A 16,417-nucleotide genomic window follows, 5' to 3' on the forward strand; every position below is an offset into this window, starting at 1 on the left:
CCAGCTCAATGGATAACCCTGCTCGGGGTGCGGCTTTTTGTCCCCATTGCCTTGCTCTGTGGTTGCGGATGATAATGTTTCTCTTTTTTATGTAGATCGTCTGGCGAGGACTTCCATGACCCCTTTCTCCACCCGCCTGCTGGCCGTTTCGCTGGCGCTGGTGAGCCTGCCGCTGAGCGCGGCGCCCCTGGATGCGGCGCTCGACGAGAGCCAGCGTCTGGCCGAGGAAGCCAAGGCCTCCCAGGCGCGCATCGAACAACTGGACGACGCCAGCCGGCAGATGTTGCTCGACTACCGTGCCGCCTTGCAGCAGGCCGAGGCGCTGAAGGATTACAACGCCCAGCTGCGCGAGCTGGTCGCGGCTCAGCAGAAGGAACTGGACGGCTACCAGCAGCAACTGGACGGCATCGAGCGCACCCAGCAGGCGGTGACCCCGCAGATGCGCCGCATGGTGGAGGTGCTCGGCGAGTTCATCGCCGCCGACCTACCGTTCCTGCCCGAGGAGCGCGCCGACCGCCTGGCCGCCCTGCGCGAGCTGTTGCCGCGGGCCGATGTCAGCCTGGCAGAGAAATACCGGCGCATTCTCGAGGCCTACCAGATCGAGAGCGACTACGGCCGCACGCTGGAAGCCTGGCGTGGCGAGCTGAGCCTTGGCGGCGAGGCGCGCAGCGTGGAATACCTTCGCCTGGGCCGCGTCATGCTCTATTACCAAACCCTCGACGGACATGAGAGCGGTTGGTGGAACCCGCAGCAACACGCGTGGGAATCGCTCGATGGCAGCGCCCGGCGTCCGCTGACCCAGGCCATCGCCATCGCCCGCCAGCAGCAGGCTCCGGCCTACCTGACCCTGCCCGTGAAGACCCTGGCCGAGGAGGCCGCCCGATGAGTCGTCTGCCGCTTCTGCTGCTCGTCCTGCTGCCCACGTTGGCCATGGCTGCCGAGCCGCTCACGCCCGATCAATTGCTGCAGCGTATCCGCAGCGAGCGCGCCGCCGAGGCCAGCGCCATGGCCGAGCGCGAGCAGGCGTTCCTTGCCCGTCGCGGCCAGCAGGCGCAATTGCTCGCCGCCGCGCGCGCCGCGCTGGCGACCCAGAAGGCCGAGGCCGAACGCCTGAAGGCCGAGTTCGACCGCCATGAGGCACAGCTTGCCGAGCAGGAGCAACTGCTCGCCCAGCGTGCCGGCCACCTCGGCGAACTGTTCGGGGTGATCCGCCAGAGTGCCGGCGATGTCGCCGGGCAATGGCAGGACGGCCTGCTCAACGCCCAGTATCCGCAGCGTCTGCAACGCCTCAAGGCCCTGGCCGAGAGCCGCGCGCTGCCCTCCGCCGAAGACCTCGACGGCTACTGGATGCTGCTACTCGAAGACCTCGCCGCCAGCGGCCGGGTCGAGCGCGTCGAGCTGCCGGTGGTGACCGCCGACGGTCGCCGGGCACTGCAGCCGGTGCTGCGGGTTGGCACCTTCTCCGCCTATGGCGACGAGGCCTTCCTGCGCTACGACGCCGATGCCGGCGAGCTGATCGCGCCGCCGCGGCAGCCGTCGGGCATCGGCCTGGTGGGCGACTATCTGCACAGTGACGACGCGCTCGCCGCGCTGCCCATCGATCCCAGCCGCGGCACCCTGCTGGCGCAGCTGCAACGCCAGCCCAGCCTGTGGGACCGGGTGCAGCAGGGCGGTCTGGTCGGCGGCGTGATCATTGCCCTCGGCCTGCTTGGCCTGCTGCTGGCCGTCTGGCGCCTGGCCTACCTCTCCGGCGTGTCCCGCGCGGTGAATCGCCAGGCCCGCGAGCTGGGGGCGCCGCGCGCGGACAACCCGCTGGGCCGGGTGATCGGCGTGCTCGGCCCGCAGCCGCAGCTGTCCGACCTGGAAACCCTGGAGCTCAAGCTGGACGAGGCGATCCTGCAGGAGACCCCGCCGCTGGAGCGCGGCCAGGGCCTGCTCAAGCTGCTCGCCGCCGTTGCCCCGCTGCTCGGCCTGCTGGGCACCGTGACCGGCATGATCCTGACCTTCCAGGCCATCACCCAGAGCGGTGGCGGCGACTCGCGGCTGATGGCCGACGGCATTTCCCAGGCGTTGGTGACCACCGTGCTCGGCCTGGTGGCGGCGATTCCGCTGCTGTTCCTGCACAGCCTGCTGGCCAGTCGCAGCAAGGCACTGATCCAACTGCTGGAGCAACAGAGTGCCGGGCTGATCGCCCTGCACCTGTCGGGGGCGCCGCGCCGTGACTGAGTTCTACGCCGCCTGGCTGCGCCTGGTCGACAACGCCTACGCGTTGCTCGACCTGATGGCCGCCGGTGGCCTGGTCATGTGGGCGCTGGCGGCGCTCTGCGTGGTCTACTGGACGCTGGTGTTCGAGCGCCTGTGGTACATGCGCCGGGTCTTCCCGCTGTGGGCCGGCGAGCGGCGCCAGGCCTGGGCCGGGCTGGCCGGTGCCGGCGGCTGGCGGCGCGCGGTGCGCAGCGCCTGGCTGGCCCAGGCCCAGCAGCAATTGGCGGCGCCGCTGCGGCTGGCCAAGACCCTGGTGGCGCTGTACCCGCTGCTCGGCCTGCTGGGCACCGTCAGCGGCATGGTCGCGGTGTTCGACGTGCTCGCCGTGAACGGCACCGGCGACCCGCGCGGCATGGCCGCTGGCGTCTGGCAGGCGACCCTGCCGACCCTGGCCGGCATGCTGCTGGCCATTACTGGACTGTTCAGCCTGGCGCGTCTCGAACGCAACGCGCGCCAGGCCATCGACCGGCTGGCCGACCAGCTGCGTCACGATTGAGGATCGACCGATGCGCATGCGCCGTCATCACTACCAGCAAGACGAAGACACCGGCATCGACCTGACGCCGATGCTAGACGTGGTCTTCATCATGCTGATCTTCTTCATCGTCACCAGCTCCTTTATCAAGGAGTCGGGCATCGAGGTGCAGCGCCCCGAGGCGCAGAGCGCCAGCCCGCAGGACAAGGGCAACATCCTCATCGCGGTGACCGCCGACGGGCAGATCTGGCTGGACAAGCAGGCTGTCGACCTGCGCAGCGTGCGCGCCCACGTCGAGCGCTTGCGCGTCGACCAGCCGGAAGGCGCCGTGGTGGTGCAGGCCGACCGCGACGCGCGTACCGGGCTGGTGGTGCAAGTGATGGACCAGGCGCGCCAGGCCGGCGTGCATGACGTTGCCCTCGCTGCCAGCGCAGGGACACGCTGATGCGGCTGCCGGTGAGCTTCGCCGCTGCCTGCCTGGTGGCCTTGGCGCTGTTCGCGCTGATGCTCTATCTGGTGGCGCCGCCGCGCCAGCCCATCGCCGAAGACCCGCTGACGGTGGCCAACTTTGTGCGCATGGCCAAGGATTCCAGCACCGCCAGCAGCCGCAGCCGGCAACAGGCGCCGCAGCCGCCGCAGGCCAAGCCCCCGCAGGCACCGGCACCGCCCACTCCGATGACCGCCACCCCCAGCGCCCAGGCCCCCAGTCTCGACTTGGAACTGCCGACGCTGAGCGGCAGCGTCAGCCTGGCAGGTGCGCCGTCGCCGAGCCTGGACGGCCTCAATGCCGCAGCGGCGCCTAGCCTGCCGGCCGACAACGGCGACGTCGGCGGTTCGGCGCTGCTGGAGAGCGAAGTGGTGCCGCTCAACGAAGTGCGTCCGGAGTACCCGGACTACGCTATCCAGCGCGGCATCGAGGGCCACGTGAAGCTGGCCTTCACCATCAACCGCGGCGGCAGTGTGGAAAACATTCGCGTGCTCGAGGCCAAGCCGCGCAACGTGTTCGAGCGCGAGGCCCGGCGTGCCGCGGCGCGCTGGCGCTTCGCCCCGCGCACCGAGGGTGGCCTGGCGGTTGCGCGCGAAGCGGTGAAAACCCTGTACTTTCGCCTGAAGAAGGAGGGCTGAGATGCGCCACCTGATACTTCTGCTGCTGCTCGCCGCGGGCGCTGCCCAGGCGGCGGTGACCGTCGAGCCGGGCGTGTTCCGTGCCCTGGAAACGGCGCGTACGGCGCAGCAGCAGGGCGACTACGCCGCCGCCAAGCGGGCCCTGGACGGCGCCCAGGCCAAGCCCGGCAGCCTGGAGCAGGCGCTGGTCTGGCGCAGTCGCGGCTACCTGGCCTGGGCGGCCGGGCGCGGCGCCGAGGCCATCGACTGGCTGGACAAGGCCCTGGCCAGCGGCAAGCTCGATGCGCAATTGCTGAAGGATGACCGCTTCAACCTGGCCAAGCTCAATCTGCTCGTGGGGCGTCACGCCAAGGCGGCGGAACTGCTCGCCCCGGCGCCGGCGCAGGCAGGCGAGGAGCACCTGCAACTGCTGGCCCAGGCCTATCAGGGCATGGGCCGACTGGACCTGGCGCTGCCCATCGCCGAGCGCTATGTGCACGACAATGCCCAGGCCGCCGATAGCTGGCTGCAATTCCTGGTGGCCGGCAATGCCGAGTTGAAGCGCTACGCCCAGGCCGAACGCTGGCAGCGCCAGTTGTTGCTGCGCCAGCCGAACAGCCTGAACGCCTGGCGTCAGCTGGCCGGGCTGCAGCAGCTCGGCGGTCGCCATGACAAGGCCCTGGCGACCCTGCGCACCGCCCACAGCAAGGGCCTGCGGTTTTCCGCCGAGCAACTGGACAACCTGGTGTCGCTCGCCAGCGCCGCCGACCAGCCCTGGCAGGGCGCCACATTGCTCGCCGGCATGCTCGACAGCGGCCTGCTGCCGCGCACCGCCCTGCGCGAGGAGCGCCTGGCCCAGCTCTGGTGGCAAGCCCGCGAGCGCGACGAGGCGGCTACGCTGTACCGCGCCCTGGCCGCACGCAGCGGCAATGGCAAGCAATGGCTGGCGGTTGCCCAGTTGGAGCTGGAGCAGGCCCATTGGCAGGCCGGGCTGGACGCGCTCAAGCAGGCCGAACGGGCCGGTGCCGAGCCTGGCCAGACCCGCCGCTGGCGGCAATGGGCCGAAGGCGAATTGTCCTTCGAGCGCGAACAGCAGCGCCTGGCCAGGGCGGATTGACGACCCGGCGATCGGTTGACGCCGGTCGTCGCGATCACCCAGGATCGGGTTTTGCCGCGAAACGGAGGCTCCGGCCATGTCCGCTTGCTCTATCCGCACCCTGCGCCGCGAAGAACTCGACTTCGCCATCGAACTGGCCGCGCGCGAAGGCTGGAATCCCGGCCTGCACGACGCGGCCTGTTTCTACCAGGCCGACCCTGAGGGCTTCCTGCTGGCCGAAGTCGATGGCCAGCCGGTGGGCTGCATCAGTGCGGTGTCCTATGCCGGGCAGTTCGGCTTCATCGGTCTGTACATCGTGCTGCCTGAATATCGCGGGCGGGGCATCGGCATGCGCCTCTGGCAAGCCGGCATGGCGCGCCTGGCCGGGCAGGCGGTCGGTCTCGATGGCGTGCCGGAGCAGCAGGACAACTACCGCAAGTCCGGCTTCACCCTGGCCTGGCGCAATGCCCGCTATGCCGGCAAGGCCGTGACTCCGGACCAGCCCATTGCCGACGCGATCCGGCCGGTGGCCGCGCAGGATTTCGCCGCGCTCCGTGACGATGACCGGCGGGTGTTCCCCGCACCGCGTGACGCCTTCCTGCGGGCCTGGCTGAGCATGCCGGACGCCCATGCGCTGCTTTGGCAGGAGCACGGCCAATTGCTGGGCTGGGGCGTGATTCGCCGCTGTCGCGAGGGGTACAAGATCGGCCCCTTGCTGGCCGACGCACCGCCGGTGGCTCGCGGCCTGTTCGATGCGCTCTGTGCCCAGGCGCCGGCCGGCGCGCAGGTGTTCCTCGATGTGCCGACCGCCAATGCCGAGGCCATGGCGTTGGTCGAGGCGCAGGGCATGCACTGCGTGTTCGAAACCGCCCGGATGTATGTCGGTGCAGCGCCTGCCATCGAACTGTCGCGGGTCTATGGCATCACCACTTTCGAGCTGGGCTGAGTGGTGCCGAATCAGCTATCCGGCAGTTCGTAGGGGTAGATCTTGCTCGCCTCCATGCGATAGCCCGCTTCGGCCAGCTCGCTGCTGACGTGCTCGACCTTCAGCGGGCCTTCTATCCAGAACGGCTGGTAAAGCGCATCGAGCAGCACGCCCAGTTCGCTGGTGACATGCACGATCTGGTTCGAGGGCGGCGGCGGCACGTGGATACAGGCGCCGAAGTAGGGCACCAGCAGGAATTCCGTCACCCGGCCTTCCTCGCTTACGTCCAGCGGCACGATGTAGCCGGGCAGCTTCACTTGCACCCCGTCCAGTTCCTTGACCACCGGTGCCTCCGGGGTCTGCTGGATGGCGGCCGGGCCGCTCTCGGCGGCCAGCGCATCGGCCAACTGCGAGAGATCGTGCACCGGCGCCGGTGGTGCGGGCAGGGCGGCGTCCGGGGGCATCATCTCGCCCCAGGTCAGCTCGCGCACGTCGGCGGCCGCGGCCAGCAGCGGCAGGGCAAGTAGCAGGGCGAGCAGGGAGCGCGGCATCGGGTACTTCCTCACAGTCGGATCGACAGGCCATCGGCCAGCGATTGGCGATAGGCGCGCCAGGCCGGCACGCTGCCCATCAGCAGGGCGGCAGCAAGAATAGCGCCGAGCAGGCCCCACTCATAGCGGCTCGGCCAGGCCAGCGGCAGGTACAGGCCATAGTTGGCCTGCACATAGCCCTGGGCCAGGGCGATGCCCAGATACAGCAGGGCCAGGCCGAGCAGCAGCCCGGCGAGGGCCAGGACGCAGGCCTCCAGCACCAGCAGGCCGGCGATGTGCCAGGGCCGCGCGCCCACCGAGCGCAGGATGGCCATTTCCCGCCGGCGCTCGTTGAGGCTGGTGAGAATCGCCGTGAGCATGCCGATCAGCCCGGTGAGTACGACGAACAGCGAGACCACGAACAGCGCCCTCTCCGCCGTGCCCATCAGGCTCCACAGTTCCTGCAGGGCGACGCCCGGCAGGATCGCCAGCAGCGGTTCGTCGCGGTATTCGTTGATCTCGCGCTGCACGGCGAAGGTGGCGATCTTGCTGTTCAGACCGAGCAGGGCGGCGGTGATGGCCCTGGGTTGCAGGTCCATGGTCCGTGCCTGCTCGGCGCTGACTTTGCCGGCGCCGCGGGCCGGCACGCCGTTCTGCCAGTCGATGTGCAGCGCCTGCATACCGGCCAGGCCGATATGCAGGGTGCGATCCACCGGCGTGCCGGTGCGCTCGAGAATGCCTACCACCTTGAACGGCTTGTCGTCGTGCTTGAGCAGGCTGATGGTGGCCACGCCATGGGCCAGCACGATCTCTTCGCCGAGGCGGTAGTTCAGCGCCCTGGCCACTTCGGCGCCGAGCACCACCTCGAACGGGTCGTCGGCGAAGGCGCGGCCCTCGGCCAAGTGCAGTGACTGGCCGCGGCCATAGCGGTAGTGCTCGAAGTAGGCCACGCTGGTGCCCATCACCCGGTAGCCGCGGTGGGAGTCGCCGAGGGAGATCGGGATCGCCCATTTCACCTTCGGGCCGCTGGCGATCTTTTCGAAGCTGTCCCAGCGGATGTTGTTGGTGGCATTGCCGATGCGGAACACCGAGTAGAGCAGTAGGTTGATCGAGCCGGAGCGCGCGCCGACGATCAGGTCGGTGCCGCTGATGGTGCTGGCGAAGCTGGCGCGCGCCTCGTTGCGCACCCGTTCGACGGCCAGCAGCAGGCACACCGAGAGGGCGATGGCGAATACCGTGAGCAGCGCGGTGAAGCGGCGGTTGGCGAGGCTGGCCAGGGCGATGCGTAGCAGATGCACGTTCAGACCTCCACGGGCTTGGCGGCTCGGTTGAGTTCGGCCAGCGACAGGCTGCGGTCGAACAGCGGCGCCAGGCTCTGGTCATGGCTGACGAACAGCAGGCTGGCCCCGGCCTCGCGGCATTCGGCGAACAGCAGGCGCAGGAACGCCTCGCGGGTATCGGCGTCGAGCGCCGAGGTCGGCTCGTCGGCGATCACCAGCTCCGGCTGGCCGATCAGCGCGCGGGCGGCGGCGACCCGCTGCTGCTGGCCGATGGACAGCGAATCGGCGCGGCGGCCGAGCAGCTCGGCCGGCAGGCCGAGGTGCGTCAGCAGGCTGGCGGCGGCCTGGTCGATGCTGCCGTTGCGCTGCATTGCGCGCTGGGCGCGCAGGCGGGAGAAGCGGCAGGGCAGCTCGACGTTGTCGCGCACGGAGAGAAACGGCAGCAGGTTGAACTGCTGGAAGATGTAGCCGGTGTGGTCGACACGGAAGCGGTCACGGGCACCAGCCGACAGGGTGGTCAGGTCCTGGCCGAGCAGGCGCACGCTGCCGCGGCCGGGCTTCTGCACGCCGCCGAGCAGGCCGAGCAGGGTGGTCTTGCCGCTGCCCGAGGGGCCCTTGAGGAACAGGGTTTCGCCGCGCTGCAGGCTGAACTGCGGGATATCCAGCAATTCGGCCTGGCCCGGCCAGGCAAAGCCGAGGTCGGCGAGTTCGATCAGTGTGGTCATAGCAAGTCCATGGCGAGAAGGGCCTGGCAGGGGCTGGCGCAGCATAGAGGGATCGCCGCACCTGCGCAGCCCATCTTTCCTGCGGTCAGAAGCGCAGCTCGGCGCGGCTCGGCGTTGCCTCCAGGCCCTGCTGGGCGTTGGGACCGATCAGCTGCACCTGGATCTTCTGGATGGAGGGGAATGTGGCGAACAGCGCGCCGAGATTCAAGGCCTCGAGCGCATCCGGTGTGCCGCACTGGAAGTGGTAGTGGGCGTGGATGTCGCTGTGCCCTTCATGTTCTTCCTCGACATGCCCGTGTTCTTCTTCGACGTCGAACAGCGGGCTTTCCAGCTCCTGGCCGGCCAGCGTGCAGCCGGCCGACGCGGGAATGCCGAACAGCGCCTGCGGCTGCTCCAGCTCGCGGCGCACGGCGGCAACCTTGGCCTGATCGCCGGCACTCTTCGCTTCATGCTCGAAGCCCACCAGGTTCATCGCCGGGCTTTCCAGCTCGATCTCGAGGGTACTGCCGTCCAGCGCCAGGTTCAGCTGGGCGATGCCATGCTCGTGGGCGCCGAGGCTGGCGTGGCCTTCGTGATGTTCATGCTCATGGGCCTGGGCGATGGCCAGGGGTGGCAGGACGAAGGGCAGGGCGAGCAGCAGGCGGCGCATGGGGAGTCTCCGAATGGCAAAGTGTTGTTATGTTATAACAAGTTTTTGCGTCGACTGGCCAGCCATGGGTGCGCGTGGGAGCATTCACCGATTGGGAAGGAGAGCGGGCGATGATCAGAATTCGTGGGCGTATCGGCGACTGGCCGGTGGATTTGCAGGTGGAGCTGGGCGACGAGGACTTGGCACGGCTGGCGCAGCACCTGCAGCCGGCGCAGCCGCAACCGGCAACGACTCCACCGGAGCCGGCCGACCGATTGTGGGAGATGACCTGCGAGCTGTTGCGCCAGGCTGGACGCATGGACGGGCCGCAACTGCTCGCCGAGTTGCAGGGCCTGGCCGGCAGCGCCGAGGCCGGCAAGCGGCTGCTGGTGCGATTGCGCCATTGCGACCAAGTAAGACTGGAAAGCGGCGCGGATGCGCCGGTGTATTGCTGGGTGGGTGAAGTTCCCAGCGACTAGCGGCAGCGGCGAAGGGTTGCTCGGGTCGCCAGCAGGCCGTCCGCCTGGTGGGTTACGGCGCGCCTGGGTTCCGGGGATGGTCGAGAGCAATTCGAACTGCGCGGCTAACCCTCCTTGGACCGGATTGCATTCCCTCACCCCCGGCCCCTCTCCCGGCGGGAGAGGGGAGACAAGCGCTCGCCCAGAGGGGCGAGGCTCGCGGCGATCCGGCTGTGCCCTCAGTAGATCGCCTGGTACAGCTTGCGGCGGTACAGGGTGACCAGCGGGTGGTCGTTGCCGAGCAGGTCGAATACCTGCAGCAGGGTCTTGTGCGGCAGGCCGTCGGCGTAGCTGCGGTTGCGCACGAACAGCTTGAGCAGGCCGTCCAGCGCCGGCTCGTATTGCTGGCGGGCCAGTTGCTGGATGGCCAGCTGGTAGGCCGCTTCGTCGTCTTCGCCATTCTGCGCCAGGCGCGACTTGAGGTCGGCGACTTCGGGCAGGTCGTTGGCCTGGCGCAGGAAGGTCAGTTGCGCACGGGCGCCGGCCAGGGCCTGCTTGTGCTCGTCGCCCTGCACCGCGTCCAGCACGGTTTCGGCTTCGCCCAACTCGCCGCGCTCGGCCAGGCAACGGGCATACAGGATCAACGCCGCGGCGTTCTGGTTGTCCTCGCCAAGCAGTTGCTGGAGCAGCGCCTCGGCCTCGCTCGGCCGGCCCTCGGCATACAGCGCCTGGGCGCTGCCCAGCAGGTCGGCCTGCGGCGCCGGCGGTTGCTGCACATGGGGTTCGAGCATGGCGCGGATCGCCGACTCCGGCTGCGCGCCGGCGAAGCCGTCGACGGGCTGGCCATCCTTGAACAGCACCACGGTGGGCAGGCTGCGAATGCCGAAGCGCATGACGATGTCCTGCTCGATATCGCAATTGACCTTGGCCAGCAGCAGTTCGCCCTGATAGTCCTCGGCGATCTGCGCCAGCATCGGCATCAGCGCCTTGCACGGGGCGCACCATTCGGCCCAGAAGTCCACCAGCACCGGCTTGTGGAAGGAGTTTTCGATCACCAGCTGCTCGAAGTTGGCACTGCCGGATACGTCGAAGATGTAAGGAAGGTCGCTCATGGAAGTCTCGGCGATACGGGTAGAGAAAGGGCGATAGCTTCCTGCTTCGGGGCGCAAGCTTCAAGCGAAAGCTCGGTTTCGCCAGCTCGGGAGGTGCCCGGTTTCTCCCCGCGCGCAGACTGGCGGCAGGCGGGTGCTTGCCGCCTCGGCGAGTCGCGGGCTACGGGAGCGTCACGACCACCTTGCCGAACTGTTCGTTCGACTCCAGGAAGCGATGGGCCTCGATGATCTGCTCGAAGGGGAAGCGCCGGGCGATCAGCGGCCGCAGGGCACCTGTTTCCATACCTGCGAGGATGAAGGCCTTGGCGGCCCGCAAGCGCTCGGGATCGGTGGTGACCTCATGCACCAGATAACCGCGCAGGGTGAGCGACTTGCTCAGTACCGTAGCCAGGGGAAACGGCGTTGGCTGCGGGCTCAGGCCGCCATACTCGATGAGCATGCCGCCGCGTGCCATTGCCGCTGTCAGCGGCTCGAACAGCGGTCCGCCGATGGGGTCCAGGACGACCCGCACACCCTCGGGGCCGGCGATTTCCCTGAGGCGCTCGGCCAGGTTTTCCTCCTCCGTGGCGATCACATGGAGGGCTCCGGCGGCCAACAAGGGCTCGCGCTTGGCCGATGTGCGGGTGACGGCGATCGGCGTGGCGCCCAGCAGGTTGGCTATCTGGATTGCGGCCAGGCCAACACTGCTGGAAGCTGCGGTCACCACCAGGAAGTCACCCCGGCCGAGCTTGGCGACATCCACCAGCGCGCCGTAGGCGGTGAGGTATTGCATCCACGAGGCCGCTGCCTCTTCCCAGCCCAGGCTGGAGGGATGACGGATGATCGCCTCCGCGGGAAACAGCACCTGTTCGCCATAGGCGGGCCAGCGGACCATGGAGTGCGGCGGCACCACGCTGACCGCATCGCCCACCTGCAAACCTTCCACGCCTTCACCCAACTGTTCGATGATGCCCGCCGCCTCCAGGCCCAGGCCCGAGGGAAAGGTGGGGGTCTCGATATAGCTGCCGGCACGTATCAGGGCTTCGGCCCGGTTGATGCCCAGGGCCTTGACGCGGATTCGCACCTCTCCAGGCGCCGGTTGCGGCACCTGGACCTGCTCGATGCGTAGCACTTCCGGGCCGCCATGTTCATGAAAACGGATTACACGGGTCATTTGCTGGGTCCCTCAGTTGGTAATGATTGGTGTGTAATCCACTATTTCAAATGCAATATCCGTGATAAATGAGGTTTCGGTTAGATCAATCGAAACCAAGAGTTATCAATATGGATCGACTTACCAGCATGGCGGTGTTCGTCCGGGTCGTGGAGCTTGGCTCCTTCGCTGCGGCAGCGAATGCCCTGAACCTCTCGGGACCGATGGTGGGCAAACACATCCGCATGCTCGAAGAACACCTCGGCGTGCGCCTGATTGCGCGGACCACCCGGCGCCAGAGCCTGACGGACATCGGCCAGGCCTATTACGAGCGCTGCCGGGCGATCCTGGCGGAGGTGCAGAACACGGAAACGCTGGTAGTCGAACAGGCGACGGAGCCGCGGGGCAAGTTGAAGGTGACGATGCCCGTGCATTTCGGCCGGCACTGTGTGGCACCCATCCTGCTGGAGCTGGCCCGGCAATACCCGGCGCTGGAACTCTCGCTGTCCTTCAGTGACGGTCTGTCAGATCTGACCGAAGACGGCTTCGATCTGGCCATCCGGACCGGCCCGCCAACCGACAGGGCCGGCCTGGTGGCGCGTCGCCTCGCCCGGCAAACCATGGTGGTCTGCGCTGCGCCGAGTTACCTCGCCGAGCACGGCGTGCCGCTGTGCATCGACGATCTCGACCGACAACGCGCAATCGTCTACCGGCGCTCGGGGCCTACGCCGCACTGGCTGTTTCCACTCGACGGCCAGGCGACTCGGGAAATCCTGCCGCCGCACCGCCTCTGTCTCGACGATCTCGATGCCATCGCCGATGCGGCAAGTGCCGGCATGGGCCTGGCATGGCTGCCCGATTGGCTGGTGCACGACCGCATCCGCGCGGGAGTGCTGGTGCGGCTGCTGCCGGAGCAACCGGGCTACCTCTACGACGTCCATGCACTCTGGCTGCAGACGCCCCATCTGCCGCGCAGGGTGCGCCTCGCCGTGGATGCACTGGCCGCTCACCTGCCTGGGCGAACCCAGCTTCCCGCTGAGCCTTGAGTGGCTTGGCGGGGCGCGCAGTGGCCCGCATGGCTCATGGGGCTGCGTGTGGCTCGCGGCGTGCGTGGTAGAGGCTGACGTTGCGAAACTCCGCCGGCTCGGCCAGATCCGGCCAGGTGCAGGCGTCCAGCACCGCCAGGCGCCGGTACAGCGGATGCTGGAAGTCGCGTACCCGCGAGTCGGCTACCAGCGCCTCGCGGCCGCGGCTGAGGAACTGATCGAGCAGCGGCAGGTTGGCGCGGTCGTAGAGCACGTCGGCAACGATGATCAGGTCGAAGCGGTCGGCCTCGGCGAAGAAATCCGCCGAGTAACCCAGTGCCACGCCATTCAGCGCGGCGTTGGCGCGGCAGGCAGCGAGGGCCAGCGGGTCGAGGTCGCAGGCGACCACTTCGGCGGCGCCGGCCTTGGCTGCGGCGATCGCCGCTACACCGGAGCCGGCGCCGAAGTCCAACACGTGCTTGCCCCGCACCCATTCGGGATGCTCGGCCAGCCAGCGCGCCAGCACCAGGCCGCTGGCCCAGCAGAAACTCCAGTAGGGCGGCTCTTCGAGGATGCGCCGGGTTTCCTCGGGGCTGAAGGCGCGGTCCATGTTCGCCGCGTCGATCAGCCACAGGCGCAGGTCGGTACCAGGTAGCGTCTCGGCCACCAGGCGGGCATCGCCGAGCAGATCGCCGAGGGCGTGTTGCAGGTCCAGCGGGGCATTCATGGGGCGGGTTCCAGGTGCAGTTCGCCGAGGTTCTGGTTGTCGGCGGAACGAATGGTTCGTGGCGGCAGGCGCAGAATCAGGCGGCCGGACTGGCTGGCCCGTCCACGCAGCACCACCGTCTCGCCGGTGGGAAACGCCTGCGGGTTGAATTCGAGCCGGAACGGCAGGCTGGCGCCATTGCCGCGCAGCAGGATGTTGCCGAGCAGGCGGCGCGAGCGGCCCTTGCCGTCGACCACCAGCAGCGCCAGCTCCACCTCGGCGTCGACCGGCACGCCGGCCAGGCTGCCATGCAGCTCGCGCAGGTAGGCCGCGGGTGCCGGTTCGGCGCTGGCCTGGCGCGGGGCTTCCGGCGCTGGCGGTCGCACCGGCGCGGTGGCGACGGGATCGGCGGCACAGGCGCCGAGCAGCAGGAACAGGGCGGGCGCAAGCAGGCGTATCGTCATGCTGGGATTCATCGCGAAGGCTGGCGGTGTCTGAAACGGTAGCCCACCTCGGGCGCCGGCTGTATACCGTAATGTCGACCGTTTGTCTCGTTGGCGGGATGCGCTACCATGGGCCTCCCTTCGACTTGCCTACTGCCCATCATGCACTGTCCCTTCTGCGGCGCCCACGACACCAAAGTCATCGACTCGCGGCTGGTCGCCGAGGGCGAGCATGTGCGCCGTCGCCGCGAATGCCTGGCCTGCGAGGAGCGCTTCACCACCTTCGAGACCGCCGAACTGGTCATGCCGCGGCTGATCAAGCAGGACGGCAGCCGCCAGCCGTTCGACGAAGAGAAGCTGCGTGCCGGCATGCAGCGCGCGCTGGAGAAGCGCCCGGTCAGCGTCGAGCGCCTGGAGGCGGCCATCGCCCATATCAAGCACAAGCTGCGCGCCACCGGCGAGCGCGAGATTAAGTCGCGGGTGCTCGGCGAGCTGGTGATGGCCGAGCTGCAGAAGCTCGACGAGGTGGCCTACATCCGCTTCGCCTCGGTCTACCGACGCTTCCAGGACCTCAACGAATTCCGCGAGGAAATCGAGCGCCTGGCCCGCGAGCCGTCGAAGGACTGATGGTCCAGTCCGATCACGCCTTCATGGCCCGCGCCCTCGAACTGGCGCGCAAGGGGCTGTATTCCACCCATCCCAATCCGCGGGTCGGCTGCGTGGTGGTGCGCGACGGGCGCATCGTCGGCGAAGGCTGGCACGCCCGCGCCGGCGAACCCCATGCCGAGGTGCACGCCCTGCGCCAGGCCGGTGAGCGGGCCCGCGGTGCCACCCTCTACGTCACCCTGGAACCCTGCAGCCATCACGGGCGCACCCCGCCGTGCGCCGATGCGGTGCTCAGCGCCGGGGTGGCGCGGGTAGTGGCGGCGATGCAGGACCCCAACCCACAGGTGGCCGGCCAGGGCCTGGCGCGCCTGCGCGAGGCCGGCATCGAGGTGCTCGACGGCGTGCTGGAAAGCGAGGCGCGCGCGCTGAACGCCGGCTTCGTCAAACGCATGGAGCAGGGCCTGCCGTTCGTGCGGGTCAAACTGGCGATGAGCCTGGATGGGCGCACCGCCATGGCCAGCGGCGAGAGCCAATGGATCACCGGGCCGGCGGCGCGGGCCGCGGTGCAGCGCCTGCGCGCCCGCGCCAGCGTGGTGATCACCGGCGCCGATACCGTATTGCGGGACAACGCCCGGCTGACCGTGCGCCCCGACGAGCTGGGCCTGAATGCCGAACTGACCGCGCTATCGATCATGCGTCCGCCGCTGCGGGTGTTGGTCGATGGTCGCCTGCGAGTACCGCTGGACGCACCGTTCTTTCAAGCCGGCCCGGCGCTGGTGGCGACCTGCGCGGCGGCCGGTGCCCGCGAGCGTTATCTGGACGACGGCCACGAACTGCTGGCAGTGCCGGGCAAGGGCCATGTCGATTTGCGCAAGCTGCTGCTGGATCTTGCCGCCCGTGGCGCCAACGAAGTGCTGGTGGAAGCCGGCCCGCGTCTGGCGGGGGCCTTTGCCCGCGAAGGCTTGGTGGACGAATACCAGTTGTTCGTCGCGCCAAAATTGCTCGGCTCCAGCGCCCGGCCGTTGCTCGACCTGCCGCTGGCGAAGATGGCCGAGGCGCAGGCGCTGAAGATCATCGAGATACGCGCGGTGGGCGACGACTGGCGCATCATCGCGGTACCGCAGCCGGCGGGCTGAGCCGCGCCGCAATCGCGGCGCCCAGGAACGTGCATCGGTACGATCTGGTCGCCGGCCCCCTCCAGGTCACTGCATGTAGGAGCGGGACAATGCCCGCGAAGGAACTAGGTTTGGCGCAGGAACTGTCTGCTCGGACCGGGCGGGTTGCGCGGCAGGCCCTGTTCGCGCGGGTCCTTCGGCAGGGGACTGTGTTCGCTGCCGGGGATGCGTTTGGGCTGGTACGGGTCGGGACGTTCCCGTGGGGTGTCGGGGCTCATGGCTGTACCTCCTAGCTCAAGGCCTTGATCAGTTCGGCCTTGCGCATGCGCGAGCGGCCGCGCACGCCGCGTTCGGCGGCGCGCTTTTGCAATTCGTCGCGGGTCATGGCGCTCAGCGAGGTGCTGCCGGAGTGCGAACCGCGATTGGGCGAATGCCCATGCTTGGTAGCCGATGCGCGACGGGCGGAGTCCTTGCGGTCGGCACGCTTGGCGGTTTCGCTTTTCTTCTCGCCGGAGCCGCCCTTTTCGCCGCCGCCGGATTGCTTGTTCACCGTCGCCCAGGCGCGGGCCTCGGCTTCGTCTTCGGAAACGCCGCGTTTCTCGTAGCTTTCCTCGATGTGCTCGGCCTTGCGCTTCTGCTTGTCGGTGTACTTGTCTTTGTCGCCGCGGGACATGACGGCTCTCCTGTTCACTTGGCTGTATGAATTTCGACTGCCGTCGGGGGCAAAGTTCGGCGCGCTGGTCCGCTGGCGGATATTCCGCCGCACCGACGGTCAGATGCCAGGAACCGCGA

The 16,417-nt window shown here is 68.6% G+C and carries 21 protein-coding genes; 11 read left to right on the top strand and 10 right to left on the bottom strand.

Annotation, left to right across the window (positions count from 1 at the left end; all coding sequences use genetic code 11):
• Positions 1-115: 115 nt before the first annotated feature.
• From ACWKV7_RS09325 to ACWKV7_RS09355, 7 genes are all read left to right on the top strand, one after another.
• On the top strand, positions 116-886 hold the full coding sequence (locus tag ACWKV7_RS09325; protein ID WP_483857382.1) for a DUF3450 domain-containing protein: 771 nt from the start codon (positions 116-118) through the stop codon (positions 884-886).
• Positions 883-2,226 carry a MotA/TolQ/ExbB proton channel family protein gene (locus tag ACWKV7_RS09330; RefSeq protein WP_483857383.1) on the top strand — a complete coding sequence of 448 codons (1,344 nt, stop codon included), beginning with the start codon at positions 883-885 and terminating at the stop codon, positions 2,224-2,226. The genes ACWKV7_RS09325 and ACWKV7_RS09330 overlap by 4 nt, the downstream gene beginning before the upstream one ends.
• A 55-nt stretch (positions 2,227-2,281) precedes the next feature.
• Positions 2,282-2,761, top strand: a complete 480-nt coding sequence (locus ACWKV7_RS09335; protein ID WP_483857500.1) for a MotA/TolQ/ExbB proton channel family protein — start codon at positions 2,282-2,284, stop codon at positions 2,759-2,761.
• A gap of 10 nt (positions 2,762-2,771) precedes the next feature.
• Complete coding sequence (locus tag ACWKV7_RS09340) at positions 2,772-3,185, top strand: ExbD/TolR family protein (protein ID WP_483857384.1); 414 nt, start codon at positions 2,772-2,774, stop codon at positions 3,183-3,185.
• The gene (locus ACWKV7_RS09345) at positions 3,185-3,865 is read left to right on the top strand and encodes a TonB family protein (protein WP_483857385.1); all 681 of its coding nucleotides are present in this window, start codon (positions 3,185-3,187) and stop codon (positions 3,863-3,865) included. The genes ACWKV7_RS09340 and ACWKV7_RS09345 overlap by 1 nt, the downstream gene beginning before the upstream one ends.
• 1 nt (position 3,866) lies before the next feature.
• The gene (locus tag ACWKV7_RS09350; protein ID WP_483857386.1) at positions 3,867-4,961 is read left to right on the top strand and encodes a tetratricopeptide repeat protein; all 1,095 of its coding nucleotides are present in this window, start codon (positions 3,867-3,869) and stop codon (positions 4,959-4,961) included.
• A 76-nt stretch (positions 4,962-5,037) separates the two neighbouring features.
• A complete protein-coding gene (locus ACWKV7_RS09355; protein ID WP_483857387.1) occupies positions 5,038-5,886 on the top strand; it encodes a GNAT family N-acetyltransferase in 849 nt (282 codons plus the stop codon).
• An 11-nt stretch (positions 5,887-5,897) separates the two neighbouring features.
• Here the strand turns inward: ACWKV7_RS09355 and ACWKV7_RS09360 are convergent, their stop codons facing one another.
• The 4 genes from ACWKV7_RS09360 to ACWKV7_RS09375 all read right to left on the bottom strand — a co-directional run bounded on the left by ACWKV7_RS09360 (position 5,898) and on the right by ACWKV7_RS09375 (position 9,049).
• Positions 5,898-6,416: a DUF3299 domain-containing protein gene (locus tag ACWKV7_RS09360; protein ID WP_483857388.1), complete on the bottom strand. Its 519-nt coding sequence runs from the start codon at positions 6,414-6,416 to the stop codon at positions 5,898-5,900.
• 11 nt (positions 6,417-6,427) lie between these two features.
• On the bottom strand, positions 6,428-7,693 hold the full coding sequence (locus tag ACWKV7_RS09365) for an ABC transporter permease (protein ID WP_483857389.1): 1,266 nt from the start codon (positions 7,691-7,693) through the stop codon (positions 6,428-6,430).
• A gap of 2 nt (positions 7,694-7,695) precedes the next feature.
• Entirely contained in the window at positions 7,696-8,400 is a 705-nt protein-coding gene (locus ACWKV7_RS09370; RefSeq protein WP_483857390.1) for an ABC transporter ATP-binding protein, read from the bottom strand.
• A gap of 85 nt (positions 8,401-8,485) precedes the next feature.
• Entirely contained in the window at positions 8,486-9,049 is a 564-nt protein-coding gene (locus tag ACWKV7_RS09375; protein WP_483857391.1) for a DUF2796 domain-containing protein, read from the bottom strand.
• A 110-nt stretch (positions 9,050-9,159) separates the two neighbouring features.
• On the opposite strand from ACWKV7_RS09375, the gene ACWKV7_RS09380 reads away from it, so the two are divergent.
• Positions 9,160-9,507, top strand: coding sequence for a hypothetical protein (locus tag ACWKV7_RS09380; RefSeq protein WP_483857392.1), 348 nt, complete (start codon positions 9,160-9,162; stop codon positions 9,505-9,507).
• Between the two features lie 218 nt (positions 9,508-9,725).
• On the opposite strand, the gene trxA is transcribed toward ACWKV7_RS09380, so the two are convergent.
• Both trxA and ACWKV7_RS09390 read right to left on the bottom strand, forming a co-directional pair.
• Positions 9,726-10,598 carry a thioredoxin gene (gene trxA, locus ACWKV7_RS09385; protein ID WP_483857393.1) on the bottom strand — a complete coding sequence of 291 codons (873 nt, stop codon included), beginning with the start codon at positions 10,596-10,598 and terminating at the stop codon, positions 9,726-9,728.
• A 160-nt stretch (positions 10,599-10,758) separates the two neighbouring features.
• On the bottom strand, positions 10,759-11,751 hold the full coding sequence (locus tag ACWKV7_RS09390; RefSeq protein WP_483857394.1) for a zinc-dependent alcohol dehydrogenase family protein: 993 nt from the start codon (positions 11,749-11,751) through the stop codon (positions 10,759-10,761).
• Positions 11,752-11,861: 110 nt separating this feature from the next.
• On the opposite strand from ACWKV7_RS09390, the gene ACWKV7_RS09395 reads away from it, so the two are divergent.
• Positions 11,862-12,776 carry a LysR family transcriptional regulator gene (locus tag ACWKV7_RS09395; protein ID WP_483857395.1) on the top strand — a complete coding sequence of 305 codons (915 nt, stop codon included), beginning with the start codon at positions 11,862-11,864 and terminating at the stop codon, positions 12,774-12,776.
• A gap of 34 nt (positions 12,777-12,810) precedes the next feature.
• On the opposite strand, the gene ACWKV7_RS09400 is transcribed toward ACWKV7_RS09395, so the two are convergent.
• Together ACWKV7_RS09400 and ACWKV7_RS09405 are read right to left on the bottom strand one after the other, a co-directional pair.
• A complete protein-coding gene (locus tag ACWKV7_RS09400) occupies positions 12,811-13,482 on the bottom strand; it encodes a class I SAM-dependent methyltransferase (RefSeq protein WP_483857396.1) in 672 nt (223 codons plus the stop codon).
• The gene (locus tag ACWKV7_RS09405; RefSeq protein ID WP_483857397.1) at positions 13,479-13,925 is read right to left on the bottom strand and encodes a hypothetical protein; all 447 of its coding nucleotides are present in this window, start codon (positions 13,923-13,925) and stop codon (positions 13,479-13,481) included. The genes ACWKV7_RS09400 and ACWKV7_RS09405 overlap by 4 nt, the downstream gene beginning before the upstream one ends.
• A 141-nt stretch (positions 13,926-14,066) precedes the next feature.
• Here ACWKV7_RS09405 and nrdR point away from each other — a divergent pair, with 141 nt between their 5' ends.
• Both nrdR and ribD read left to right on the top strand, forming a co-directional pair.
• On the top strand, positions 14,067-14,531 hold the full coding sequence (gene nrdR / locus ACWKV7_RS09410) for a transcriptional regulator NrdR (protein WP_483857501.1): 465 nt from the start codon (positions 14,067-14,069) through the stop codon (positions 14,529-14,531).
• A complete protein-coding gene (gene ribD, locus ACWKV7_RS09415) occupies positions 14,531-15,646 on the top strand; it encodes a bifunctional diaminohydroxyphosphoribosylaminopyrimidine deaminase/5-amino-6-(5-phosphoribosylamino)uracil reductase RibD (RefSeq protein WP_483857398.1) in 1,116 nt (371 codons plus the stop codon). Before nrdR ends, ribD begins: the two co-directional genes overlap by 1 nt.
• Before the next feature lie 104 nt (positions 15,647-15,750).
• Here the strand turns inward: ribD and ACWKV7_RS09420 are convergent, their stop codons facing one another.
• Entirely contained in the window at positions 15,751-15,903 is a 153-nt protein-coding gene (locus tag ACWKV7_RS09420) for a hypothetical protein (RefSeq protein WP_483857399.1), read from the bottom strand.
• Between the two features lie 11 nt (positions 15,904-15,914).
• Positions 15,915-16,298, bottom strand: coding sequence for a Rho termination factor N-terminal domain-containing protein (locus tag ACWKV7_RS09425; protein WP_483857400.1), 384 nt, complete (start codon positions 16,296-16,298; stop codon positions 15,915-15,917).
• Between the last annotated feature and the right edge of the window lie 119 nt (positions 16,299-16,417).

The organism is Zestomonas ipomoeae (assembly GCF_057128665.1).